Annotated in this window: 21 protein-coding genes, 1 tRNA gene and 2 pseudogenes; 11 read left to right on the forward strand and 13 right to left on the reverse strand. The window is 41.1% G+C overall.

Going from position 1 to position 25,739, the window contains the following annotated elements:
• Positions 1-56: 56 nt before the first annotated feature.
• Positions 57-1,535 (reverse strand): calcium-binding protein, encoded by a 1,479-nt coding sequence (locus tag AC559H_RS06615; protein WP_026798468.1) that lies wholly within the window; start codon positions 1,533-1,535, stop codon positions 57-59.
• Between the two features lie 221 nt (positions 1,536-1,756).
• Positions 1,757-2,491: pseudogene (locus tag AC559H_RS06620) on the reverse strand (DUF4347 domain-containing protein); the annotation flags it as partial.
• A gap of 424 nt (positions 2,492-2,915) precedes the next feature.
• Between AC559H_RS06620 and AC559H_RS06625 the strand changes: the two are divergent.
• The 4 genes from AC559H_RS06625 to groL all read left to right on the forward strand — a co-directional run bounded on the left by AC559H_RS06625 (position 2,916) and on the right by groL (position 7,410).
• A complete protein-coding gene (locus tag AC559H_RS06625) occupies positions 2,916-3,893 on the forward strand; it encodes an Rpn family recombination-promoting nuclease/putative transposase (protein WP_026794085.1) in 978 nt (325 codons plus the stop codon).
• Positions 3,894-3,946: 53 nt separating this feature from the next.
• On the forward strand, positions 3,947-4,918 hold the full coding sequence (locus AC559H_RS06630) for an Rpn family recombination-promoting nuclease/putative transposase (protein WP_026794086.1): 972 nt from the start codon (positions 3,947-3,949) through the stop codon (positions 4,916-4,918).
• Between the two features lie 426 nt (positions 4,919-5,344).
• On the forward strand, positions 5,345-5,656 hold the full coding sequence (gene groES, locus AC559H_RS06635; protein ID WP_026794087.1) for a co-chaperone GroES: 312 nt from the start codon (positions 5,345-5,347) through the stop codon (positions 5,654-5,656).
• Positions 5,657-5,772: 116 nt separating this feature from the next.
• Positions 5,773-7,410, forward strand: coding sequence for a chaperonin GroEL (gene groL / locus AC559H_RS06640; RefSeq protein ID WP_026786572.1), 1,638 nt, complete (start codon positions 5,773-5,775; stop codon positions 7,408-7,410).
• A gap of 171 nt (positions 7,411-7,581) precedes the next feature.
• Here groL and pgsA read toward each other — a convergent pair whose 3' ends face one another.
• The 3 genes from pgsA to AC559H_RS06655 all read right to left on the reverse strand — a co-directional run bounded on the left by pgsA (position 7,582) and on the right by AC559H_RS06655 (position 12,544).
• A complete protein-coding gene (gene pgsA, locus AC559H_RS06645; RefSeq protein WP_026794088.1) occupies positions 7,582-8,118 on the reverse strand; it encodes a CDP-diacylglycerol--glycerol-3-phosphate 3-phosphatidyltransferase in 537 nt (178 codons plus the stop codon).
• A 205-nt stretch (positions 8,119-8,323) separates the two neighbouring features.
• On the reverse strand, positions 8,324-10,093 hold the full coding sequence (locus AC559H_RS06650; RefSeq protein WP_051319759.1) for an acetate and sugar kinases/Hsc70/actin family protein: 1,770 nt from the start codon (positions 10,091-10,093) through the stop codon (positions 8,324-8,326).
• Between the two features lie 30 nt (positions 10,094-10,123).
• Positions 10,124-12,544, reverse strand: a complete 2,421-nt coding sequence (locus AC559H_RS06655; RefSeq protein ID WP_026794089.1) for a hypothetical protein — start codon at positions 12,542-12,544, stop codon at positions 10,124-10,126.
• Between the two features lie 266 nt (positions 12,545-12,810).
• Here AC559H_RS06655 and AC559H_RS06660 point away from each other — a divergent pair, with 266 nt between their 5' ends.
• From AC559H_RS06660 to AC559H_RS06685, 6 genes are all read left to right on the forward strand, one after another.
• Complete coding sequence (locus tag AC559H_RS06660; protein ID WP_026786569.1) at positions 12,811-13,521, forward strand: Crp/Fnr family transcriptional regulator; 711 nt, start codon at positions 12,811-12,813, stop codon at positions 13,519-13,521.
• 41 nt (positions 13,522-13,562) lie between these two features.
• Entirely contained in the window at positions 13,563-14,312 is a 750-nt protein-coding gene (locus tag AC559H_RS06665; RefSeq protein ID WP_071782632.1) for a DUF2232 domain-containing protein, read from the forward strand.
• Positions 14,313-15,425: a nicotinate mononucleotide-dependent phosphoribosyltransferase CobT gene (gene cobT, locus AC559H_RS06670; RefSeq protein WP_026794090.1), complete on the forward strand. Its 1,113-nt coding sequence runs from the start codon at positions 14,313-14,315 to the stop codon at positions 15,423-15,425.
• Between the two features lie 48 nt (positions 15,426-15,473).
• Positions 15,474-15,556 (forward strand) — tRNA-Leu (locus tag AC559H_RS06675).
• 679 nt (positions 15,557-16,235) lie between these two features.
• Positions 16,236-16,580 (forward strand): hypothetical protein, encoded by a 345-nt coding sequence (locus AC559H_RS06680; RefSeq protein WP_026794091.1) that lies wholly within the window; start codon positions 16,236-16,238, stop codon positions 16,578-16,580.
• A complete protein-coding gene (locus AC559H_RS06685) occupies positions 16,577-16,756 on the forward strand; it encodes a hypothetical protein (RefSeq protein ID WP_026786566.1) in 180 nt (59 codons plus the stop codon). Before AC559H_RS06680 ends, AC559H_RS06685 begins: the two co-directional genes overlap by 4 nt.
• Before the next feature lie 216 nt (positions 16,757-16,972).
• Here AC559H_RS06685 and argF read toward each other — a convergent pair whose 3' ends face one another.
• Both argF and AC559H_RS06695 read right to left on the reverse strand, forming a co-directional pair.
• Complete coding sequence (gene argF / locus AC559H_RS06690) at positions 16,973-17,896, reverse strand: ornithine carbamoyltransferase (protein WP_026786565.1); 924 nt, start codon at positions 17,894-17,896, stop codon at positions 16,973-16,975.
• A 473-nt stretch (positions 17,897-18,369) separates the two neighbouring features.
• The gene (locus tag AC559H_RS06695) at positions 18,370-19,503 is read right to left on the reverse strand and encodes a histidine kinase (RefSeq protein WP_026794092.1); all 1,134 of its coding nucleotides are present in this window, start codon (positions 19,501-19,503) and stop codon (positions 18,370-18,372) included.
• A gap of 246 nt (positions 19,504-19,749) precedes the next feature.
• Between AC559H_RS06695 and AC559H_RS06700 the strand changes: the two genes are divergently transcribed.
• The gene (locus AC559H_RS06700; RefSeq protein ID WP_026794093.1) at positions 19,750-21,432 is read left to right on the forward strand and encodes a DUF2079 domain-containing protein; all 1,683 of its coding nucleotides are present in this window, start codon (positions 19,750-19,752) and stop codon (positions 21,430-21,432) included.
• A 78-nt stretch (positions 21,433-21,510) separates the two neighbouring features.
• Here AC559H_RS06700 and AC559H_RS06705 read toward each other — a convergent pair whose 3' ends face one another.
• The 6 genes and pseudogenes from AC559H_RS06705 to AC559H_RS06730 form a co-directional block, all read right to left on the reverse strand.
• Positions 21,511-23,274: a mechanosensitive ion channel family protein gene (locus tag AC559H_RS06705; protein WP_026794094.1), complete on the reverse strand. Its 1,764-nt coding sequence runs from the start codon at positions 23,272-23,274 to the stop codon at positions 21,511-21,513.
• 222 nt (positions 23,275-23,496) lie between these two features.
• Positions 23,497-24,204 carry a hypothetical protein gene (locus AC559H_RS06710; RefSeq protein WP_036833428.1) on the reverse strand — a complete coding sequence of 236 codons (708 nt, stop codon included), beginning with the start codon at positions 24,202-24,204 and terminating at the stop codon, positions 23,497-23,499.
• Between the two features lie 21 nt (positions 24,205-24,225).
• Positions 24,226-24,378, reverse strand: a pseudogene (locus AC559H_RS06715) (deaminase domain-containing protein); the annotation flags it as partial.
• Positions 24,379-24,393: 15 nt separating this feature from the next.
• Entirely contained in the window at positions 24,394-24,723 is a 330-nt protein-coding gene (locus tag AC559H_RS06720; protein ID WP_026794095.1) for a helix-turn-helix domain-containing protein, read from the reverse strand.
• Entirely contained in the window at positions 24,716-24,964 is a 249-nt protein-coding gene (locus AC559H_RS06725) for a hypothetical protein (RefSeq protein WP_026794096.1), read from the reverse strand. The genes AC559H_RS06720 and AC559H_RS06725 overlap by 8 nt, the downstream gene beginning before the upstream one ends.
• Positions 24,965-25,153: 189 nt before the next feature.
• On the reverse strand, positions 25,154-25,525 hold the full coding sequence (locus tag AC559H_RS06730; RefSeq protein WP_026794097.1) for a type II toxin-antitoxin system RelE/ParE family toxin: 372 nt from the start codon (positions 25,523-25,525) through the stop codon (positions 25,154-25,156).
• Between the last annotated feature and the right edge of the window lie 214 nt (positions 25,526-25,739).

The following is a 25,739-nucleotide window of genomic DNA, read 5'->3' on the forward strand; positions in this document are numbered from 1 at the left end:
GTAAAAAATGATCAGTATTAGAGACGCGCCGTGGCACGTCTCTACAATAATGACTGTTATCCGAGAACAAAATTACTCTTACCTATCAAGCTACTATCGACTCCAAACAGTTCAGCCAACTGTTGTTGACTACTGGCTATTTTAATTAGGGTGGAGCCGTTAAAAGAGGTAATTTGTAACTGTTCAAAAGTTAAACCTCCGGTTAAAGCGATAATATCCTCTCCGTTCGTAAAGTCGGTAATTAGGTTATTTCCAAAACTATTGGCTAGATAGAAGCGGTCATTACCCGCACCACCAGTTAGGGTGTCATCGCCCCCGGCTCCAACTAACCAGTCATTACCCTGACCTCCGGTTAAGATATCGTTGCCTTCTCCGCCATCGAGGGTATCATCCCCTAAATCTCCGAATAGGATATCATCGCCATCATTTCCAACTACAAGGTCATTCCCTTGACCGCCGTAGAGGGTGTCATTATCTGCACCACCAGACATAGTGTCTTGGTCTCCTCCACCCAAGAGCAGGTCATCACCTCCATTGCCTTCTAAGACGTCGCTTCCAATATCTCCGAATAGGATGTCCTTACCGTCACCGCCTTGGATGGAGTCATCGTTTTGACCGCCAAACAGCAGGTCGTCACCGTTGCCTCCTTGTAAAAAGTCATTGTTTTTACCGCCAAACAGGATGTCATCACCGTCATCTCCGATTAGGACATCTTTGCCTTCACTCCCAAAAATCAGATCATCTCCCTCACCACCTATGATATAATCATCTTCTTTACCTCCATAACCGATGTCATCTCCGCTACCGAGATCGAGGTAATCATTGCCTTTATACCCGTACACCTGATCATTTCCAGCACCTGAGTTAATCGAGTTATCCTCATCTGTGCCGAATATTTGATCATTATCACCTGTCCCCTGTTCGGCTGTTCCACTGGGTTCGGTTGTGTTTAACGTTAGCCCGACAATAAAATTCGAGGGATCAAATACGGCAGTTGGTTCCGGTGTGGGAGCTAATGTTGGTTCCGGTGTAGGAGTTGGTGTTGGTTCCGGTGTGGGAGTAACCGTTGGTTCCGGTGTGGGAGTAACCGTTGGTTCCGGTGTGGGAGTGACTGTTGGTTCCGGTGTGGGAGTAACCGTTGGTTGAGGTGTGGGAGTAACCGTTGGTTCCGGTGTGGGAGTAACCGTTGGTTCCGGTGTAGGAGTAACCGTTGGTTCCGGTGTAGGAGTAACCGTTGGTTCCGGTGTAGGAGTAACCGTTGGTTCCGGTGTAGGAGTAACCGTTGGTTCCGGTGTAGGAGTAACCGTTGGTTCCGGTGTAGGAGTAACCGTGGCGGTGGTGTTGAGCAGGATGGAGACGGTGTCGCTGAAGGAGTTCGCCACAGCTAAGTCGGGTAAGCCGTCGCCGTTGATGTCACCGATGCTGACGGATTGGGGGTCAGAGCCAGTTCTGAATTCAACTTTGCGGGCGAAGGTTGGGGTGGTGGCTCCGGTGGCTGTGGTGTTGAGCAGGATGGAGGCGGCGTCGTTGCCCACGTTCGTCACTGCTAAGTCAGGTTTGCCGTCGCCGTTGAAGTCGCCGATGCTGACGGATTGGGAGCTACTAGAAGTGGTGAAGTCAACTTTGGGGGCGAAGGTGGGGTGGTGGCTCCGGTGTTGAGCAGGATGGAGGCGGTGGGGTTGGTGGCTGTGGTGTTGAGCAGGATGGAGACGGTCTGGCGGGCGCTGCTGGAGTTCACCGTTGCTAAGTCAGGTTTGCCGTCGCCGTTGAAGTCGCCGATGCTGACGGAGATGGGGTTATAGTCAGTGGTGAACTCAACTTTGGGGGCGAAGGTGGGGGTGGTGGCTCCGGTGGCGGTGGTGTTGAGGAAGATGAGGACGGTCTTGCCCACGTTCCCCACAGCTAAGTCGGGTTTGCCGTCGCCGTTTAAGTCGCCGATGCTGACGGATTTGGGGCTAGTGCCAGTTGTGAAGTCAACTTTGGGGGCGAAGTCTAGTACACCGATGTAGGTTTTGAGGCTGGTTTCTGTGAGGGCAAGTTTAGGCCTTTGGGGGGATGGGGGGATGAGTTGGAGGATGTCCCAGGTGCCGCCTTTTTTCGCATTCCCTGTGGGGTGGGGGTTCGCCGCGATGTTTGCCCCTGTGAGTTGGTAAAGTTGAGTCAGGAATTGGCTACCGGAGTCCCCGGCGGCTACGTTACATCCATATAAGATGATGCTGGCATGAGGTGTGAAGGCGTTTCGCCATTGTTGCAACTGTTGGGTGTAGTTTTCTATGTTGCTGCTATTTAGTTCTGTTGTCCCTAAGTAAAGATGGCCGGGGCTACCGTGGGAGATGATGTGTAAGGCTTCGATGCCTGTATGTTGAGCTAGGATTGTGGTGATTTGCTCTATGGCATTAGGCTGGCTTTCGAGGATATAGGTTTGCGTGCCGGGTTTGATGCCTTGGGCTATGTGGTGACTATCGGGTACTGTGGGGTCAAGGATGACTATTGAATTGGGATTTTTGCTTTAGCAAAAATCCCAATTCAAAAAATTTTTTTCGGAGGTGTGGTTAAGTTGAGGTAGAGTTCCCATTGGTTTCTGCTCCTGCTGAAATGGTTTTTTGTTGAGTCCGTCGCCTGACTTAATTTAGGAGGTGATATTTATACCTCTCGACAGATGACAGCCAATAGTCTTTACTTCACTAGCCTAACAAAGTTATTTTCGATTTTCAGTGATTCAGCATACTCATTTATAAATCTTTATATTTCTCTGGGTTATTTTAAAGGAATCATAAAAAAGTCGCCACGATTTAACAGGGCGCGAGGGGGGGTTTATGATATTATTGATTTTATGTGTTTGTGTTATAGTCAAAAAAAGTCAATATAAATAACCATCTGCGTTGATTTGTAATATATTATTCTCCCGTGATATTATGAAATTTATTAACCCCAAAACAGACTACGCCTTTAAAAAAATCTTTGGCTCCGATCAAAGTCAAGATATTTTAATTAGTTTCCTGAATGCAATTGTCTATCAAGGTGAGACTTTTATCACTGCTTTAGAAATTATCGATCCCTACGCACCGGGGAGAATTTCTGGTTTAAAAACCACTTATTTTGATGTTAAAGCTCAACTGAATAACGGCGAAAATGTGTTAATTGAAATGCAGGCATTTAATGTACCAGCTTTTGGCAAGAGGATTCTTTATAACACAGCAAAAATGTATGTTAATCAACTGAAATTAGGGGAAGTTTATCCAGAATTAAGAGCAGCAATTGGTGTGGCGGTGACGGATTTTATTATGTTTAATGAACATAATAAAGTAATTTCACAATTTACGCTCAAGGAAGATGAGTTATTACTGAATTATCAACATAGTCCGTTAAAATTAGTATTTGTGGAGTTACCCAAATTTAATAAAACTCTGGAAGAATTAACAACTATTACGGATAAATGGCTTTATTTTTTACGCAAAGCACCGGATTTAGAAGTAGTGCCAGAATCTATGTTAATTGTACCGGAAATTGAGAAGGCTTTTGCGATCGCTGATCGGGTAAACTTAAGTTTAGAGGAAGTAGATGATTTGGAGAAGCGGGAACAGTTTGAACGGGAAAGAATAGGTGCTATTGAGTTTGGTAAAGCTCAAGGGTTGGCTGAAGGGATACAAATTGGTGAACAAATTGGTGAACAAAGAGGTGAACAAAGGGGTGAACAAATTGGTGAGCAAAGGGGTAAAATAAATCTGATTAAACGCCTATTACAACGGCAATTAGGTGAACTAAATCAATCAATAGAAGATAGTTTATCACAACTAACTTCAGAGCAATTATCAGCTTTGGCTGAGGCTATTTTTGACTTTTCTAGTGTAGGTGATTTATCCAGTTGGCTAGAAACTAATTGCCCTAGTTGAACATGACTGAGGTATTACCTAAGTCCCTACCTATATTATTTTCCACTAACACTATGAAATTCATTAATCCCAAAACAGACTACGCCTTTAAAAAAATCTTTGGTTCGGATCAAAGTCAAGATATTTTAATTAGTTTTCTGAATGCTATTGTCTATCAAGGTGAGACTTTTATCACTTCTTTAGAAATTATTGATCCCTACGCACCAGGGAGAATTTCTGGTTTAAAAACTACTTATTTTGATGTTAAGGCTCAACTGAATAACGGCGAAAATGTGTTAATTGAAATGCAGGCGTTTAATGTACCAGCTTTTGGCAAAAGGATTCTTTATAATACGGCAAAAATGTATGTTAATCAACTAAAATTAAGGGAAGTTTATCCAGAATTAAGAGCAGCAATTGGTGTAGCTGTGACGGATTTTATCATGTTTAATGAACACAATAAAGTCATTTCACAATTTACGCTCAAGGAAGATGAGTTACAAGTAAATTATCAACATAGTCCGTTAAAATTAGTATTTGTGGAGTTACCCAAATTTAATAAAACTCTGGAAGAATTAACAACTATTACGGATAAATGGCTTTATTTTTTACGCAAAGCACCGGATTTAGAAGTAGTGCCAGAATCTATGTTAATTGTACCGGAAATTGAGAAGGCTTTTGCGATCGCTGATCGGGTAAACTTAAGTTTAGAGGAAGTAGATGATTTGGAGAAGCGGGAACAGTTTGAACGGGAAAGAATAGGTGCTATTGAGTTGGGTAAGGCTGAAGGGTTGACTCAAGGGTTGACTCAAGGGTTGACTCAAGGACGGGCTGAAGGTATTGAAATTGGTGAACAAATTGGTGAACAAAGGGGTAAAATAAATCTGATTAAACGCCAATTAAAACGGCAATTAGGTGAACTAAATCAAGAGATAGAAGATAGTTTATCACAGCTATCATCAGAGCAGTTATCGGCTTTGGCTGAAGATATTTTCGACTTTTCTAGTGTAGGTGATTTATCCAGTTGGTTAGAAACTAAATCCTGACTTTGACCTTTAGCCGATAGAAATAAAACAGGAATCCATATCATAACAGTTTTTGAAGCGTACAGGTGTTAGCTGTTGATATGTTGATGAGGGGATTGAGCAAGGTTGGACTGCATCAGGAAAGATCAGTATTAGAGACGCGCCGTTGCACGTCTCTACATTAATGACTGTTATCCGAGAATAAAATTCCTCTTAACTATCAAGCTAATATCAACGCCAAACAGTTCAGCCAACTGTTGTTGACTCCCCCTACTCCCCTACTCCCCCCGCCCCCTTGTTCGGGAACCCGTACAAATTAGACTGTTGCAATGGGGAGGCTTTTTTCGGTAAATTAGCACTCAGGAGTCGAGAGTGCTAATTTGAATTCCTCAAAGGAAATCATAAAACTCTGATCACCGAATATTTACATAAAGTGGAGGCTAATAAATGGCTGCTGTATCTCTAAGCGTATCAACCGTTAAACCCCTCGGTGAGCGCGTTTTCGTTAAAGTAAGTGCGTCCGAAGAAAAAACAGCAGGTGGAATTTTTCTGCCTGATAACGCCAAAGAAAAACCCCAAGTCGGCGAAGTGGTGGCCGTTGGCCCTGGCAAACGTAATGAAGATGGTTCCCGCTCTGAATTAGAAGTCAGCATCGGTGACAAAGTTCTCTACTCCAAATACGCTGGCACTGACATCAAACTTGGTACCGAAGAATATGTTCTGTTAGCAGAAAAAGACATCTTAGCGATTGTCAACTAATCGGCGTTTTTAACCTTAGATCGTAAACCACAAATTTGTTATCTGATCTAGCCGGTTAAAACCCCCTCCTTGAGAAATTCATTTCTAATTATCAACCTAAAACCTGAAGACAAAACATGGCTAAACGTATTATTTACAACGAAAATGCTCGTCGCGCCCTAGAGCGTGGTATGGATATCCTGGCGGAAGCCGTTGCCGTTACCCTTGGCCCCAAAGGTCGCAACGTCGTATTAGAAAAAAAATTCGGTGCGCCCCAAATTGTGAATGATGGCGTCACCATTGCTAAAGAAATTGAACTAGAAGATAACATCGAAAATACTGGAGTTGCCTTGATTCGTCAAGCCGCTTCCAAAACCAACGATGCTGCTGGCGACGGAACCACCACTGCAACGGTTCTAGCCCACGCCATGGTCAAAGAAGGTCTGCGGAACGTTGCTGCGGGTGCTAACCCCATTGAACTCAAACGCGGTATTGATAAAGCGACTATCTTTTTAGTAGAAAAAATCGCCGAACACGCTCGCCAAGTGGAAGATTCCAAAGCGATCGCTCAGGTCGGTTCTATCTCTGCCGGAAACGACGAAGAAGTCGGTAAAATGATTGCTTCGGCGATGGATAAAGTCGGTAAAGAAGGCGTGATTTCCTTGGAAGAAGGAAAATCCATGACCACCGAATTAGAAATTACCGAAGGGATGCGCTTTGATAAAGGCTATATTTCCCCCTACTTCGCCACCGATACCGAACGGATGGAAGCAGTTCTGGAAGAACCCTATCTGTTAATTACCGATAAAAAAATCACCTTAGTTCAGGACTTAGTGCCTGTTCTGGAGCAAGTTGCCCGTTCTGGCCGTCCTTTGGTGATTATCGCTGAAGATATTGAAAAAGAAGCCTTAGCAACCCTGGTGGTTAACCGTCTGCGCGGTGTGCTGAATGTGGCTGCGGTGAAAGCGCCTGGTTTTGGCGATCGCCGGAAAGCGATGTTAGAAGATATCGCCGTGTTAACAGGTGGCCAACTGATCACCGAAGATGCTGGTCTGAAACTGGAAAACACCAAGCTGGATATGCTGGGTAAAGCCCGTCGGATCACTCTGACCAAAGATAACACCACCATCGTTGCTGAAGGCAATGAAGCCCCCGTTAAAACTCGTTGTGAGCAAATTCGCCGTCAAATGGAAGAAACCGAATCTTCCTACGACCGTGAAAAACTCCAAGAACGCTTGGCTAAATTAGCTGGTGGCGTGGCTGTGATCAAAGTTGGTGCGGCTACCGAAACCGAAATGAAAGATCGCAAGCTGCGTCTGGAAGATGCCATCAACGCCACGAAAGCGGCCGTTGAAGAAGGTATCGTTCCTGGTGGCGGTACAACTTTAGCTCACTTAGCTCCTCAACTGGAAGAATGGGCTAATGCTAACCTAACCCACGAAGCCTTAACAGGGGCCTTAATTGTTTCCCGTGCTTTGGCTGCGCCTCTGAAACGAATTGCTGAAAACGCAGGCGTTAACGGTGCTGTGGTGGCCGAACGAGTCAAAGAAAAAGACTTTAATGTTGGTTACAACGCTGCTTCTAACGAATTTGTGGATATGTTTGAAGCGGGTATTGTTGACCCTGCCAAAGTTACCCGTTCTGCTCTGCAAAACGCGGCTTCTATTGCTGGAATGGTGTTAACAACTGAGTGTATTGTTGCTGACAAACCTGAACCTAAAGATGGTGCTGCGGCAGGTGCTGGCGCTGGTATGGGCGGCGATTTCGACTACTAATTCCTAGTTTGATATGATATGGGGTGGCTTTTGTCGCCCCATATTTATTGGGGAATAGGGATCACGGATTTAAGAGGATTTCACGGATTTCACGGATTTTAATCTGTGTTAATCTGCGTAATCCTCTGAAATCCGTGATAGGTGATGGGGAAGATTGAGATTTTGGTTGTTTTAGGTTTTGATATTTTCAAGACTTGATTTTACGGAAGGTTGAGGAATTAGATAAATTAAACCTGAAATTAGGGTTAATCCTACTGCAATCCAGAATAGGATTAAGCTGGTAGTTTGCCAAGGTTCAGGTAAAGGTGCTATTAAAAATGCGATCGCTAAAATTTGACTAACTGTTTTTAGTTTACCCCAAATATTGGCTCCAGAAATTTGAGTTTGATTGACTCTCCATCCGGCAATGGTTAGTTCCCGTGCTAGGATTAAGAATACTCCCCAAGCGGGAATTTGTCCTAACTCAATTAAGGCAAGTAAGGGCGCGAAAACTAATAATTTATCGACTAAGGGATCAAGAAATTTTCCTAAATCTGTAACTTGATTGAGTTTTCTAGCTAAATATCCATCTAACCAATCGGTGCTGGCTACTATTAAAAAAATTCCTAAACAAATCCAACGATTAGTAACAGTTGGATCATATAAATAATAAAGTATAAATGGAACTCCGAACAAACGGGAAATCGTAATCCAATTCGGTAAGTTCATAAATCAGTTATCTGGGATCTTTGCTGGGGTCAAGACTAATTTAACCACAAAGACACAAAGAAGTTTTGCCGATATTTCCAATGTTGACTAAATAGTCAAGAGTATGCCCACACTCGCCCTTACAATATTGTCGCATCAGCCGCGGGTTTTGTCAATCCCCCTCGGTACTTTTTAACCCGCAAAATCAAGATTTTATATTTTTCACTTATGACTGATAACTGATTAATGGTTCTTCCCAATTTTGTAGGGAATGTAGACTTAATTGTGCTAAATATTTTCTGGTCAGGTCGGCGCGGTCTAAACTTATAAAATAATTATTATCGACATCTTGATAAAATAATGCGCCTTCGAGTAAACCTTGATAATCAGGATTTTTTTGAGATTCTAAAGTGAACCAAATCGCATCAGAAGGTGAGGGAATTAAACCAGAAGGTAATTTTCCCTTTAAAATTGCTATAATTCTATCTGAAACAGAACGGGTATTGACCCCGCGATTTTCTAAGAGTTGATGTACTTCTGATAAAGATAAAGGTTGTTCTTTGAACACTCGCAATAGTTCCGCTAAAAGAAAATAATCACTGTATTGATGTCGAGACATATCCAAGACTTGAAAATAAAGGGGTAATACGGCTAAACCCCAAGCCAAGCGACTACAATGGGAATAATTGTTGTCTCGATGATTTTGATCATGGGGACTATCTTGGGTAATCAAAGCATTTGGTAATTTTTGGCGTAACCAACGGCTAAAAGTTGGCCAGGTTCCATTTCCCCCTGTGCAAATGGCTTGACTAATTCTAATTGGAGAAATCCCCTGCTCACTGAAAAGATGGTTTAGTTCTCGATTTAACTGTTGAATAAAGGGAATAAAAATCTTTTGTTCTAAATCTCGTTGGGAAACTTCCCAAGAATAATTATTTAATGTTAGGGTATAGCGGTGCTTCGCGTCGGTAAGGACATCGCTTTGTTGTAGTTCAAATTTTAAAGTTTCTGCAATTTCTAATAACTTTAATCCCGTAGAATCACTCTGTAAAATTTGTTGTAAACGATAACGTTTGGCTAAATCAGGATGTCCAGGTTCAGGAAATTCCACATCTGGAATATTAAATATGGGGAAGGGTGAACCCTCTGGCTGAATCAAAAGTTGAGTAATAATATCCTGATTTAAGGCATCTCCAGCATAGGCTAAATGATGACAAACAACTTGGGAAGCTTTAAACTCGGTTAAATCCTGGGGAAGTTTAGCTAGGGCTATTTCAGTTGTTGTCGCACCAATATTAATAATTAAAATTGTGCTATCGGGATCGGGGGGATGGAGATGGAATTGATATAATAAAGTTGCGATCGCATCCTCAATAATAAAAATTTGTTCAGGACGTTTAATGATTCCTGCTGCTAATACAGCTTCCCTAAGATTAAAACGATAGGCTTCTGTAGAAGCCGTGGAACAGCCTAAAACCACCCCATCTAAACAATTTAATGCTTGCTGAAATTCGATCGTATCGAGTCCCACAGCACCCACAGTATAGACATTAGGTAAAGCCATGATTGGGGGAGTTTCCCGATTAGGCTGCTTTGATGGGGAAATTCTGCGACCAGACAACATTCGATGGGGATGTAAGGTAGATAATAAAGCTGTCCAGGCCTCTCGAAATCCCCCCAAGGGCAGGGACTGTTGTTCTGACCAATGAATCATGGGAAGCCCTGCTAATTCAGGAGAATTAACTGAATGATAAGGAATTCCCAGGTTTAATAAGGATTTAAACCGTTGTATTAGGCCTTGAGTGGTTTTTTCCTGTGGATCTAAATAGTAAATTGATGCCGTTAGCCGAAAGGTAAAGGGAAGATCCTCGATTCCAGAGAGTTCTGTCTGTTCCGCTTGCCAATAAATAGGATAAACTTTTTGGGTTTCGCTCTGCAATAAGGCGGCGGATATTCCCGTTGTTCCTAAGTCAATTCCTAAATACCATTGAGTCATAATCAGTTATCAGTTATCAGTTATCAGTTATCAGTTTTTAAAAAACTCCTGACTCAAGGCTTCAAGACTGAGAGAATCTTCCTCCTGTTCGGTGTCCCAATTTAAGTTTTTTTCCTCCGCCAAGTTCAAACTGTTGAAAACATCATCTAAAGTTAAATCTGATAATCCTTGAGTTGATGCAATATTTTGCTTTTCTGATGCTGGTTTATTTAAGGATTCAAGGGAAACAGAGGGAACTGATTGATCCGAACGAGGTTCCATCCCAATATCTCTAAATAAATCTTCAAAAGTAATTAGTTCTTCAGGTTGAGATACTTTTGAATTCGTTTTTGCTGATGATTTTTGGGTAGAAACTTGAGGCTGGGAATAAGTTGATTTTACGGGATTTTTCTTGGAGATTGGAATGGTTTCAGGTTGTTCTAAATTAAATAGATCTGCCTCTAAATGTTCCAAAGTATTGCGATCAATTAATAAACGAGAATCGACTTGTTCACTATCGTCCTCCAAATTTAGGGGAAGTAAATTTTCATTCGGGGACGCTTGAACATAAGCATCTTTCTCCCAACTAACTGTTGGGCTTTCCATAGGAGAGGGAGATGCCATCGGACTCGTAATTCCGGTGAGTTCTTGTTGGGTTCTTGCCGAGATCACATCAGAATTTGGGGGGGAAACCTCCTCAAAGGTGAGTTCCTCAAAAACATCACTTAAATCTGCTAAGGTTTCCTCAAAGGGATTCGGTGCAGAAGTAAAAGACGAATCCACAATTTCATCGGTTATAGGGGACACCAATTCTGCTTCAGATCCTGGTGTAAATAAGTTCTCAGACTCTAAGAATACAGGATCGATAGCATCTGCGGTTAAGGATAAATCAGATTCTATCGGAACATTTTGATCCGGTTGACTGAATATATCTAAACTATTTAAGCTCAAGAAATCAGCCGTTTCCTCGAAGGATTCGGTGTCAATATTTTCCGATTCTATGGCTGTGATTTTCGGTGTTGACCCATCCCCAAATAAATCTTCGGTGTCTAAATGGATTTCTGATTCATTCTCGACCGTTGAAGGACTTGGAATATCGGTTTCCTCATCTAGTAATAAAGTTTCTATCTCTTCAGAAACATCATCTTCATCTAGTACCTGAATGACATCAAAATCATCCTCAAATAAATCAGTATTTTGTGTTTGAGGCGCCGCAGTCACAGCCGAGGATTCTGGCTCCGTCGCCAGATTAAACAAACTTTCTAATTCCGAATCAGCATCAGGGGTAGACTGTTCTACAATCGACTCATCCCAATCGAGGGAAAGAGAGCTTTCTGGCGTTCTATCTAACCCATCCTCGATAGGGGGAGTAGGTAATTCCTCAATGGTCTCAAACGCAACCTCGAATTCATCTTCATCGGTAATTTTTAGCTGTTCTTCGTTATCCTCATCATTAGAAGTAACAGAAGGAGTCGATTGTCTAGGAACTTCTGCCCCCGCATAGGGAAAGAGTCCCTCAAAAGCGGAGGAAAAATCCTGGGGAGGAGAAACCACAGACTCAGGAGAAGGTAAATTATCCGTGTTCGAGGCGGTTTCCGATTGAGTTAATTGTAATGAAGATTGTAAATAGGAAGACGTTTCTTGACCGACCTGCTGGGCTAATTGGTTGACTAAGGTGGTAAACATGACCTCCCCCTGTTTACCCAGACTGTGCATCCTTTCTAAGCTTTGGGAAAGGGAATCAGAATAGGTTTGGAGGTTTCGTTGCAAGGCCTCAAAAATCACACTCAGACTGGAATCGAGGGTCATCAGTAAATGATCAGATTGCGCTTGTAACTGTCGCATCTGTTCCAGGCGTTGGGCTGGAGTCAGGGGGTCGAGGGCTGTTTGGGGTCTGTCCACAGCTTCAGAAACCAGGGCGGGCAGCGAGTTGGATTCAGTTAATAATACCGAATCTAAAAATCGGGTTTCAATATGGTTCAGGGTTTGGGTCACATTATGAATCAGACTGTCTTGTAATCTGGTCATGAACTCTTGCAAAAATTCACGACTGAGTTGTTGTTGATAGGGTTGAGGAGGGACTTGTCCTATAGCTTGGGCTTTTCGGGCTTCTAATTGTTGAATTTCTTGAATTAAATTGCGTTGTTCGGTACGCAAACGATCGATCTCATCCTGAAGGGGTTGAGTCAAATTACTCCGCAAATAAATCATTTCCCGTCGGATTGCCTGCCACAGAGGTTCGCGCGTTCCGGGGGATATAGAAGGTTGATGGGCTTCCAAGGTAACACCGAGAGCCTGCTCGTCTGTATGTTCCTGAAGAAAGACCAAATACCTACGGACACGCTCTAGGACTTGACGGGAGCGTGTGACAGTTTCGCCAAAAACGACCCAGGGCAAACGTAAGCTGGGCTGACTAAGAACCTCGTCAATTTCGGTGATGAGTGCTTGAATCTGACCTTTCTGAACATTCAAGGCTGAACCCCCTCAATAATCGTTATGTTAATGGCACTCTATAATTGCTTAATCTCAAGGATTCCCTTGATTAAAGCAGTTGTGATCTACATAATATGTTAGGCTTGGCACGAAGGACTCAAACGGCTGACTTTGAATTTATTGGCTAATCACCCACCGAAGGCAATAGGGTTAGAAACTAAACCATTTTAACTTTTTTATGTCCTGATAGCTCTAAAATATGAAATTGCCTAGTAATTACTAACTCATAATTTTATCACAGCCTCATGGAAGATCGGTATTTCTCCCGTGACAATCACTCTGATATTCACAAGATGATCTGCTCAACGCCTTTCTTTCAAGGCTTGCCACCGGATGCGGCGGATAAAGCAACCTCTCATATTGTGGGTCGAAACCATCCAGCCAACCAAGTGATTTTATTAGAAAATGACTGGGGAAGTTCCGTTTATTTTATTCTGGACGGTTGGGTTAAAATTCGTACCTATAATTTGGATGGTAAAGAAGTAACGCTGAATATTTTGGGTAAGGGTGAACTATTTGGAGAAATGGCAGCACTCGATGAAGTCCCCCGCTCCACCGATGTTATTACATTAGCGCCAACCTTAATTGGGAATATGCCTGCTCAGGATTTTGTGGAGTTGATTACCACCGAACCCAAGGCGGGAATGCGACTAGCTCAATTGATGGGACGGCGTTTACGCCAGGTGAATCGACGTCTGAGATTGCGCGAATCTGATAGTACATCCCGGGTTGCCGATATTCTCCTATTTCTGGCAGAGGGCCAAGGTACAACTTCAGATCAAGGCGGAACACAAATTCCTAATCTTCCCCATCGGGAGTTAAGTGGTTTGAGTGGTCTGGCTCGGGAAACCGTAACTCGGGTTCTGAGTAAGTTAGAGAAAAAAGGATTAATTCATCGGGAACGGGATATTTTGAGTATTCCCGATGTCCATGCCCTAGAACGGATATTAGTCTGAATGGCACTATTGCCTATTGCCCATTGCCCATTCCCTATTAAATGAGTGATTCTTCTCCATCAAGTTCCTCTGTTAACCCCTGTGAATCTGAAACTCAGGAATGGGTATCTGTTAATGCAGATATCCCCCGTTCTGAAGCTTCGGGTCATCTGGCGAAACTATCCCATGCCCATCGAAACTCCCTGATTCTAGTAGAAACGGCTTTTTTAGCCAGTGCCGGAAGTTTGATATGGTTTGTTAATTATTATTTTCCCATGGGGCCGGTGCTGCGGCTGTTTTTCGCCTTACCGATGGCTTTATTATATTTACGATGGGGAAAACGGGCTGCGGTTATGGGGGCGGTAGCTTCATTTTTATTGTTATCGGTGTTAATGGGGCCAACTCGCAGTATTGTGTTTTTAATTCCTTATGGTTGGTTAGGAGTAGTTTTAGGGGGAATGTGGAAACGCAAATCTCCTTGGTGGATGTCCATTGGGACGGGTTCTTTGATTGTTGCTATTGGTTTTTTCTTTAAATATTGGTTACTTTCCATCCTGCTAGGGCGGAATTTGTGGGCCTACGCCACGATCCAAATGACTGCGGTGGCGGACTGGATTTTTATTAAGTTGGGGATTTTGGCTCAACCCAGTTTAGTTTTTGTGCAGGTGCTTGCTGTTCTGATGATTTTAATTAATAGTATTGTCTATTTATTTGTGGTTCATCTAGTCTCTTTATTATTATTAGATCGTCTCAATAGTCCCATTCCTCGCCCGCCCAAATGGGTACAAGTTTTATTAGATTACGAAGGTTAAATGGCTGTTAAGGTTTATACCCAGTTTGCTGAGGGGAATCGGTGGTTACATCGCTATCACGGGACTAAACCTGTGTTTGCTTGTGTGTTGGGATTTACAGCAACGGCCTTAATTCCAGGGATTTCCGCCGCTGGAGCTACCAGCGACTCCCGACAATATACGGCCGTTGCGGATGCTGAGTTTCTTCATAATGGGCCCCAACCCCTTCCCCAGTATCCCTTACCGCCACTGGATGCGGGGGCTTCTCCGGTGTTAATTTCCCGGGCTGTGGTGGAATCCTTAAAATGTCCTTTATATCTGTTTAATGCCGGATTATCCGTTGCTCCTTCGGTTCCTACGATTGATTTGGGGGGGGGTGCAGCCCGATGTATAACATCCGGTGCGGCCATGACTTTAGGGACTGTCAAGCATCTGTTTGAGCAGGGGTTAATCTGGGGTGAACGGATGGCCAAGGATGCCCAAAATAGTTATCTAATTTTATCGGAATGCGTGGTGGGGGGAACGACTACGGCCTTAGCGGTGTTGCTGGGTTTGGGAATTTCTGCCATAGATAAGGTGAATAGTAGTCATCCCCGGTGTAATCATGGCCAAAAATTAGCGATCGCCACCACGGGATTACAGCAAGCCGGGTTTTGGCCGTTATCGGGAATCGGGATTGATCCGTTCGAGTTGGTGGCTGCGGTGGGTGATCCGATGCAAATTGTGGTGGCGGGGATGACTTTGGCGGCTAGTCGTAGCGTCGGGGTGCTGTTAGCGGGTGGAACTCAGATGTTAGCGGTTTATGGTTTGGTAGAAGCGATCGCGACTCAATATCATATTCCTTGGCGTGCTGATGGGGTGGTGGTGGGAACGACCCGTTGGGTGGCTGAAGATCCCACGGGGGACACGGTTGGTTTAGCGGAAATGGTGGGAAATGTCCCCCTATTAGCCACGCAACTTAATTTTTCTACCTCGGTTTATCCGCAACTGCGGGCCTATGAACAGGGTTATGTTAAGGAAGGGGTGGGGGCTGGAGGGGCTGCGATCGCTGCTGATCTGGCGCTGGGTTGGAATAATACCCAACTTCTGCAAGCTATTGAAGCAGTAGCTGATCGGATGAAATCAAATTATTAGTGTTCAATTCTGCGGATCTGTGCTACGATAAAAAGTTGAACAATAAACGCGGACATGGCGGAATTGGTAGACGCGCTAGATTTAGGTTCTAGTATCGTAAAGATGTGAAGGTTCAAGTCCTTTTGTCCGCATCATGGGTAAAGAGTGAACAAAAATGCTCACCGAAAGGGGGGCTAGGGGTTGATCCCCCCAAATCCCCATTGAGAAGGGGGGCTTTAAGAAAATGCGATCGCCTCTCCTATTCCCAAAAAGCGATCGCCCTCCGCTGCCGAGCTATGGCACGGAAACATTGATATAATAGATAGAGAAGCCTTAGCAGAAAGCAAAATAACTATGTCAGAGGTAATTCTCAAACAAATCTTTAATCAGCTTGAAGTGCTGGAAATTTTCGAGCTACATCAGCTTCGTATCTGCTGATAACGAGTTGAATGCAGCAGCAGCTAGGCAAGGTTTGAGAGTTGAAAATCCTAATAATTACCCCTAATTGTGATCGCCATTCCTATCCCCAAAAAGCGATCGCTCTCTTTAACACAAATTACCATCAACATCTTATCCCTCCTCAACTTAACTTATAATTCCTACTAACATCTTGTCCCCCATTTTTAAGGGAGGCTAGGGGGGATCTTCTTCGGATAATCTAAGTGGAGATCCCCCCAAACCCCATTAAAAATGGGGGGGATAAGAGTGGAGTATGATCGCTCTGATTTGAGAAAAAGAAATACATATTTACTTTTCTCAACGGTAAATAAAACAATCAGTAAGTTACAATTAGACTTACAATAATTAAGGAGTTATGAGGAATGTGTAAATATGGCAAAATTTCCGAACGAACTTGCGGAAATTATCTGGAATTTAAAACGCCAGTTACTAGAGATTATTGATGCAGCAACAGTAGGAGAATTGACTCTGTTTGAATTGTTTGGAGAAACGAGTGATACGATGCCATTTCTGGATGAATTGAAAAGTGTGGCTGAACGTGCTGCACCTTGGTTTTCTCGGTTGTCTAATTTTCAGTTACGCATAGCTGAGTCTCAACCCACGATTTCGGCTGATATGCTAAACTTAGTAAACCAATGTATTGAACGCATCCAGATGGAAATTCCGGCAATGGAACGGAGTATTCAAGAAGTGAAAACGGAGTGGAATTTGCCATGAATAGCCAACCGCGTATTCCTGACCCTGAAACAGCCAAGAGATTATTGGCTAATTTGCGCCGCAGTCGTTTAGCAATGGAAGCAGCGACCCTGGAATTAGAAGACATTACGATGCAGTTGGAAAATGATAGTAGACAAAGGCGTTTGGTGAGATTAAGGCAGGCAATTAAGGATTAAGAAACAGGTAAGCGATCGCTCTCTTTAACACAAATTACCATCAACATCTTATTCCCCCCTCAACTTAACTTATAATTCCTACTAACATCTTGTCCCCCTTTTTTAATGGGGCTAGGGGGGATCTTCTTTGGGTAATATAAGTGGAGATCCCTCCAAACCCTTTGATAAGGAGGGCTTTAAGAAAATGCGATCGCTTATTTTTTCAGAATTTAAAGGTTAATCATCTCCTAATAATACGGCTAATAATGCTTTTTGAACGTGCATTCTGTTTTCCGCTTCATCCCAAACTTTTGAACGAGATCCCTCGATGACTTCATCGGTAATTTCCTCATCTCGGTGGGCGGGTAAACAATGCAAAACAATTGAATTATCGGCGGTTTTTTCGATTAATTTACTATTAACTTGATAGGGTTGAAACAGAGGAATTCTAGCTCTGGCTTCTTCTTCCTGTCCCATACTTGCCCAAACATCTGTATAAACAACATTTGCATCTTTTGCCGCTTTAATAGGATCTTCGGTAACAATTACCTCGGTTTTTCCCTTAGCAATATCTTTGGCTTGTTCAACAATATCTGCATCGGGTAAATAGTTAGCCGGGGTAGCAATTCTAACGTTCATTCCCACCATGGCACAGCCTAATAATAAGGAATGAGCCATATTATTAGCCCCATCGCCAAAATAACTTAAAGTTAAACCTTCTAAGGTTCCAAAACATTCTTGAACTGTCATTAAATCCGCTAAAACTTGACAGGGATGTTCTCGATCTGTTAAAGCATTAATTACTGGAATTTCCGCATAATTAGCAAAGGTTTCTAAATCCTTTTGTTCAAAAGTACGAATTGCGGTAATATCCAAATATCGATCTAATACCCTAGCCGTATCTATTAATGGTTCTCCGCGACTTACTTGGGTAACATTCGGGTTTAAATCAATCACTTGACCCCCCAATTGATACATGGCAACGGTAAAACTAACCCGAGTTCGGGTTGAAGCTTTAGAAAATATTAATCCTAATACTTTATTGCGACGCAATTTGACCATTCCTGATTTTAATTTTGTCGCCAAATCTAATAAGAAATAGAGTTCATCAATACTCACATCCGCCAAACTTAAAAAATCCCGTCCTTTTAATGTTTCCATAATTCTTCCTAAACTACTAACAATTATGTTGATTTCATAACCCCACCCCCCTAACCTCCAGGGCTGTTTCAAAATCGGGAGTGAAATAGTAAAGAAAGAGCGACCGCTTGATGATAAAATCGGGGGCGAGCGCATTCTTTCATAAAAAAACAATGATGAACAGTCTAATATAATATCTGAAAAAAGTCAAGGATTTCCAAAAATCTCAAGGGGAAATATATCCGATATGGTGGGTATTATTCGTAGTGATACTAGCGCAAATATCTTGATATCAAGGATATCGAGAAATCGGATATTTTGTAAAGACTAACCATCAAAGTTTGAATAAAACTTTCAATATTGCTCCAGCTAAAATGCCACCTTATTCAACAATAAGAAAGGTAATAATGGGGGTAAATTGGGAGAAATTACTGGCTATCTCTCAATCCGAAAGTTAAAAATGAAAAAATAGAGCAATACCGCTTTGGAGATATCTAATTATAAACCGGTAAGGTAAAGTGAAAACAACTGCCTCGGGTTGAATTAGAATCGACCCAGATATTTCCGTAGTGGGCGACAATAATTTTTTTACACAACGATAAACCAATACCATAACCATCTTGAGCTTGATCCCGGGCGAGGCGAAAACCTTCTTGAAAAATGCGATCGCGGTTTTCTTGGGGAATTCCTGGCCCACTATCGGCAATACTCACCTGTACTTTTTGACTGGTGCGGTGTAACACAATCACTTCTAGGGTTCCACCTCGGGGAGTATATTTAATTGCATTATCTAATAAATTAACAATCACTTGCCTAATCCGTTCTGGATCGGCATAAACCCAAGGGGTATCATGGGGAATATCTGTTTTCAGATTCAACGATTTAGACTGAAATTGTGAGTCTAACTGCGCTAAAATTTGATGTAGAAATACCGTTAATTCTAACTGATTTGGTTGAATTTGTAAACGAATATTAGGACTATTTGATGTTTCTAAAATATCCGTAATCATCCGATCAATAATATGAATTTGAGCGCGAGCTTGTTGAATCAAACGCACTTTCAAAGCGGGAGTAATTTGATCTGAAGATAACGTTTCCATGGCTAGGGAAGTCGCTGTTAAAGGACTCCGCAAATCATGGGCTAAAATTTCTATAATTCGATCTTTAAACTGTAATTGTTGTTGTAAAAGTTCCTTTTCTTGTTGGAGGTGAAATATCTGATCACTGAGTTGAATTAATTCAGCAACATGGGCCACCGAATTAGCTGCATGAGTAGCGGGGGCACCTGAATTTTGTTCATTTAACTCCAATAACTCCGTCGTTTGTTTCCAACGGGGCCACCAGTGTTCCAGTTGAGCCACTAAATCACTTCCGGCGAGAACCTGTCGAGGTTCGGGGTGGATTTTGATTAGGGTGGGTGTGGCCATCAGCTTAAAATGTTCAGCCAAATAGGGCTGTTCACCGACATCAATAATCTGAAGTTCAAATTCATTCTGAGTCTTTAACTCCTCTAGGAAATCACGAATTCGCCGAATCCGCTCTTGGGAGCTAGGACGCTGATCAACAAATAAAAGAAGTTGCAAGGGGACTTCTGGGGACGGGGACTGTTTTTCGGGAAATGCCTGCATTTCATGGGTTTTGAGCAGGTGCGGTAAACTATTTTCACTGTCTCTGAAGGAAGAAGGATAGTACATGGGCAACTGCATTTATTTATAGTTTAATTTAACATCTTCTTTAGATTTGATTTTTTTGAATCAGGGAAACTGGAAAGCCGAGAGAGAATGGTAGACTATTGCGTGATTATGATTTGGCCTCCCTCACCTCTGTTGAGTGTATGGGGTGATAGCTGTTGAAAAAATTTAGGTAGATCCCAAATGTTCCTAAGCGGGCAAAACTGGCAAAAAAATTCGTCGTTGAGATTGGTCGTAGGAGTTGCGATCGCATTTTTGATCATTTGTTTAAGCCTAACTCTACACCGTTACTTTAGTTTTTATGCCTCCTATGACCAGGGCATTTTTAATCAAGTGTTTTGGAATGGCGCACACGGGCGGTTATTTCAAAGTTCCCTGTCTTCCGCCCTATCCACCAATGTTGTCCATCAGGGGGAGTTTCCCAGCGTTAGTTACCACCGTTTAGGACAGCATTTCACCCCGGCCTTATTACTTTGGTTACCTCTTTACGCCCTGTTTCCTTCCCCCGTTACCCTCTCGGTATTACAGGTAACATTAATTACCCTCGCGGGACTGGTGCTTTATCTCCTAGCTCGTCAGCATTTGGAACCCCCCTTAGCCGCTTTAATCAGTGTCAGTTTTTATGCGGCTAATGCGGTTATTGGCCCCACTTTAAGCAATTTCCATGATATCTGTCAAATTCCATTATTTATGTTTACTGCGCTACTAGCGATGGAAAAACGCTGGTGGTGGCTATTTTGGATCTGTGCGGTTTTAATTTTAATGGTGCGGGAGGATTCGGGGGTTATTTTATTTGGGGTTGGGGTTTACCTAATTTTGAGTAAACGTCATCCAATTCAAGGTGTGATGGTTTGTATTCTTAGTTTTGGTTATATTTTAGCCCTAACTAATTTGATTATGCCCTTATTTTCGGCTGATATTTCCGAACGGTTTATGATGGAAAGGTTTGGTCAATATGCCGATGGAGATAAAGCCTCAACCTTAGAAATTATTTGGGGAATTATTAGTAATCCCGGCAGATTAATTATGGAAATTTTTACTCCTTTTGGGGGAACATTAAAATATTTATTAGGCCAATGGTTGCCCTTGGCTTTTATTCCAGCGATCGCTCCAGCGTCTTGGATGATAGCGGGTTTTCCTTTATTAAAACTATTTATGGCGAAGGGAGAATCGGTTTTATCAATTACAATTCGTTATGCCTTAACGGTGGTTCCAGGGTTGTTTTATGGCACAATTTTATGGTGGTCAAATCGTCAAAAACAGTTACAAGAACAGTCTGACCTGCAATTAAACCCCGAATCAGGAGAAATTTCGGGAGCAAAGGTGGCTTTACCCTCGGTTAAATTCCGTCGATTTTGGTTATTTTGTATTGGGTTATCATTATTCTTTAGTTTCACATCCAATCCCCATCGTAGCCTTTATTTTATTATTCCTGATTCGGTTGATCCTTGGGTTTATATTCCCGTCACCACTCAATGGTCGCACGTTGCCCAATTTAGACCGTTAATAGATGCAATTCCTGCCGATGCCAGTGTTGCCACCACGACTTATATTGTACCGCATTTATCCAGTCGCCGAGAAATATTAAGGTTTCCATTATATCAGTTAAGAAATGATGCGGGAGAGGTAATTTCTGTTGACTATATTCTAGCGGATTTATGGCAATTAAAAAAATATGGTATTGCATTTTCAGGCGATCGCGATGCCTTAAAAGAAATCACTCAACGGATTGAACAATTAACCTCTAATAAAGAATACGGGATTATTGATTTTAGAGATGGAGTAATTTTAATCAAAAAAGGTGTTCCCTCCGAACCCAAAGCTGTTAAAAACTACACCTTATTTATCAGTCATCAGTTAGATTGATATAGAGAGAACTTTACGACTTCTATTTTCTAGCAATAACAGTGTTTAAACTCAATTTTACTAAGAAATATTCTGAGTTTACTGATTAATAATTTGCCGACTCAGCAATTGAGAAACTTCCGGGAGAAATACAGTTTGTTCAAATCTACCAAATTTAATTTCTTGTTGATCAAAAGCAAGTTTTAATCGGCGACGATATTCGCGAGCGATTTTCCACTGTGTACCAGGACTGGTTTTAATTCGGATTTCTAATTCAACTCCCGTATCGAGAATATCACTAACACCACTGGACATAACGGGGGTTAAAATCGACTTTTTCCAGTCGGTTTCCTGGAACATTTCCTCAATTACTTTTTGCATCACATCCAATGCCAAATCAATATTTGAATCATAAGTAATAGTTGTTTTAAAATCAATTCTTGCCCATTCTTTCGTTTGATTATGAACAATATTAATACTCCCATTTGTAAGTGTTGTTAACCGTCCTTCTTTTCCTCGAACTTGAGTAATGCGTAAGTTCATATATTCTACATAGCCTGATGTATCACCAACCGCAATATAATCTCCTACAGAATAGTGATCTTCTAACAGAATAAAAATTCCATTCAAGACATCTCGAATCAAATTTTGAGAACCAAAGGAGAGAGCTATACCAATAATCCCAACACCCGCTACAACTGGCGCAACAGGAATTTCTAGACTATCTAAAGCGACAATCAAACCTAGAATAATCCAGATAACTTTGCTAACTCCTTTTAAAACAATACCATAAGTTACAAAGCGTAATTCTTGTCGATTAAGAGCAATTTGGTTAAGGTTATAGTGATCTTGAAGCGATTGTAAGAAAGCGTCAATTGCTAAGGTACTGATGCGAATTGCCAACAGCACAAACAGGAAAATGATTAATAGAACAAATGGATCGTGACTCAACCAAACAGATAAGAATCGAGTCTGAGGAAAAAATTTGGTAATTTTCCAGAGAACCCACACCCAAATTAAAAGTTGAACCAGTTTTAAAACAAGACGTCGATATTGATTGTTACTGAGTTTTTTATCCCAACGTTGCTGTTGTTCAGTAGCTTCATGAATTTGCGCCTGATTATTGAGATCATTAGGGTCACTATTGTGGCTATTTTCTGCTATATTAAATTCCGGTTTTTGCTGAATGAGAATCAGTTTTTGTTGATATAACCGTTTTTGAAGTATATGAACTCCAAAACTCAATATACTGGAGACTAAAATTATACCCAATACCCATAAACTCCCTTGATATAAATAGGCAGGTTGGCGTTGTTCATAGCCTTTCATTAAAGCTTTCTTGATCAGAATAGTTAATTTTTTAGCCCAGATATCAGGGGAATAACCATTGAATTCCGCATCAATAGGCGTAACGGTCATAATTGCTCGTTCTCGAAGTTCATCCTGATCGGACGCAAAAATGACGATATTTTCTTTTTCTTTTTTTACCGTTAGGGTCAATGTATTGGGTTCAAAACCTTTAGCAAATAATCCCCCATACAGTTGATTATCTAAAATTGCATCTAACTCATTTTCAATTAATTTTGCTCGTTGTTTAATGGAAATATTGTTATCTTTTTTATCAGTGTCAAGGAGAATATTGGATGCAACTCGAAACAGTTCCTCTCCATCAATATGTACGGGTTCAGAAATCATATTTCCCACCCGAATCACGGAAGTTACCGGGTTAATATCACTGGGTAATGGCTGTTCTGCTAGGGTTGGGGGGATACTCGCATTCAAGCTGATTACCAATAGAGCAATTGCCAATGCTAAGATCAGTTGATGGAAGTGGCGAAGGCGCAATATAATGGTTCTGGACATAGGTACAATTGATGAAAAATTCTGAATCTGGGTTATTCATGTTCAACCAATGATTATAACTGTTACGAGACAGAATCAAAATATTGAAGTCAAGATTTTTAGATTATTTTAGAGGCTAACAATATTAATCCCTGTTTAACTCGATAATTTTTGCTTTTTTATAACTGACTAAACCGCCTCGATTAAATGCGGTTCGTGTTTGTTTATTTGAGATGCTAATAATTAGATTTCAAAAAATTGCTCCGAGCTAAACCGTTTTAATCCCTTAATTGTGTAGATTTTTTTAGGACATTTAAAACACCATATCGCCGGAACTACATCTAAAAGCCACCAGTTAAATAAATCTCGTCTGTGTTGTGAACCCGGAAAAATTGCATAGCCTTCCAAACAATCGTCTAATATTTCTAAAATAGCTGTTTTTGCTTGATAAGGATCAATTAATTTTAGCAAATTTTGAAATACATCTAACGCTTCATCCAGTGCTTGTGTTCCTTCTGATAGTTGAGAAAATAGCTGTTTATGAAATTGATTAATATTGGGGTAAAATTCAATGTTTTCTTTGAAATTAAAATTTTTATAATATTTAATTTGATTTTTTGTTCTTATAAAATGAGATAAAGCTAAATTTAAAATTAGTTCAGATCTAGGATCATTTGGCAAATAAGCTGTTAGAGTCGGTTGCACCGATGATCCTAAAATTAAACCCATCCACATCAAATATAGATAGGATGAATTAGAATTATAACTGATCAAATGATCAAGAATATTTTCACAACTTTGCTCAAGAGAAATAGGTGAATTAGCAGGATCTTCATACAGTTCTTGATAGCGATATTGCCAAACACTATAAATTAAATCACGCAATTGTTCGGGAATTTGTGCAGAATAACTCAGTTTAAATTCTGGATAAACAGAAACTAATCCTGTCATAAATGATTTCTCCTGTTAAGATCAGGGTGGATAAGGAAAATCCCAAAACAAGGTGATTTCAAGATTGGGAAACTTTTGTTTAAACTGTGTAATCACGCCCTGGCAACTCTCACAGGGATTTCTTTCACTATATAAATAAAGTTTTCCCTCAATTTGGGGATTATCAAAATAATCAAATTTTACATTATTTTAGATGCTAACAACATTTATCCCTGTTTGGTTCGGTAATTTTTGTTTTTTCTTGACTACAATTTCAATATCACATCCTAACAGATTCAAAAATCGTAATAACCTTTCTATCGAAAAACCTGATAGTTTTCCTCTGATTAATGCTGATACTTTTGGCTGATCAATTCCTAACAGTTTAGCAGCTTCAACCTGGGTTAATTCCCGTTGATCAATAATTTCACTAATCTGGCGCACCAGTTCAGCTTTCATTAGCATTTCATCGGCGTTAGGAAAACCGAGGTCTTGAAAAATATTACCACTACTAGCTTGAATTTTGATATCGTTATTCATGGCTTTTCCTTTTTATTGCAGTGACATGGGCATAGCCCATCCTACTCATCCAATACTTTGTATAATGGTGGTTAATATCTAACACTGTTGCCATTTTAACTGAGTTAAATTGCCGTTGACTAATAATTTTAATAATCTGGCTTACCTGTTGGGCTATCGAAAAAATTTTATCTGAGTTTTCAAAATCCAAATTTGTAAATAAATGACAAACATTTAATTGGTAATTAGTATTTTTATTCATGATGTTTTCCTGGTTTAATTTGTTTAAGTTTGGCTTACAATAAATATTGTAAAGTAATTTTTTTCTAATCGAATCATCCCTTTTCATTTTAGATTATAGCGGTTCCCTGTCGGGTGATGTACATCTTGAAGTTAAAAAGCCTAATCATCAAGGAATTCAGCGTACCTCACCACTAGAAGAACCGCTATATTACAACTGATTTCTTCTTAATTTATAATCCTCCTCTGCTCGTTTTAATCTTTTTTGAATCAGTTGCATATCCTGTTGAGGAGTAGAAATTCCTTTCTTTGACTTCTTTTGGAAGACGTGTAATACATAGATAATATCTGAAAATTTGACTGTATAGACAGCGCGATAAGTATTTCCATCATAATCATCAATGATTTCCAGAACTCCCGCACTCCCAAATCCTTTAAGCGGTTTAGCAGATTCGTGCTTACTTCCCATCTGAGCTAGATATAGTGCATAGCCTATAACATCCCTAACTTCTTCTGGGAATTCTCTGAGATCATCTTGAGAACTGCCGAGCCATTGAACAGGTTTTGTTGATGGTTGGGTCATTTTGACTAAATTGGTGATGTTTCATATATCAATTTTTTTTATAAGGTTTTAACCTTGCCCCTCTTCCCAACGACTTTAGTAGCGTTTTGAGAGAACAAATTGCACTTGCTGGCATTTTAATCATTATGCCAGATTTAGCATATTTTGTCAATGACTAATAGACGTACTCTGATTTCTAGGTTCTACCTAGAAAGGTTGATATTGTGCCAGCGCC

Origin of the sequence: Planktothrix prolifica NIVA-CYA 540, from assembly GCF_963864145.1 — a bacterium.
In the GTDB taxonomy this organism is placed as follows: domain Bacteria; phylum Cyanobacteriota; class Cyanobacteriia; order Cyanobacteriales; family Microcoleaceae; genus Planktothrix; species Planktothrix agardhii.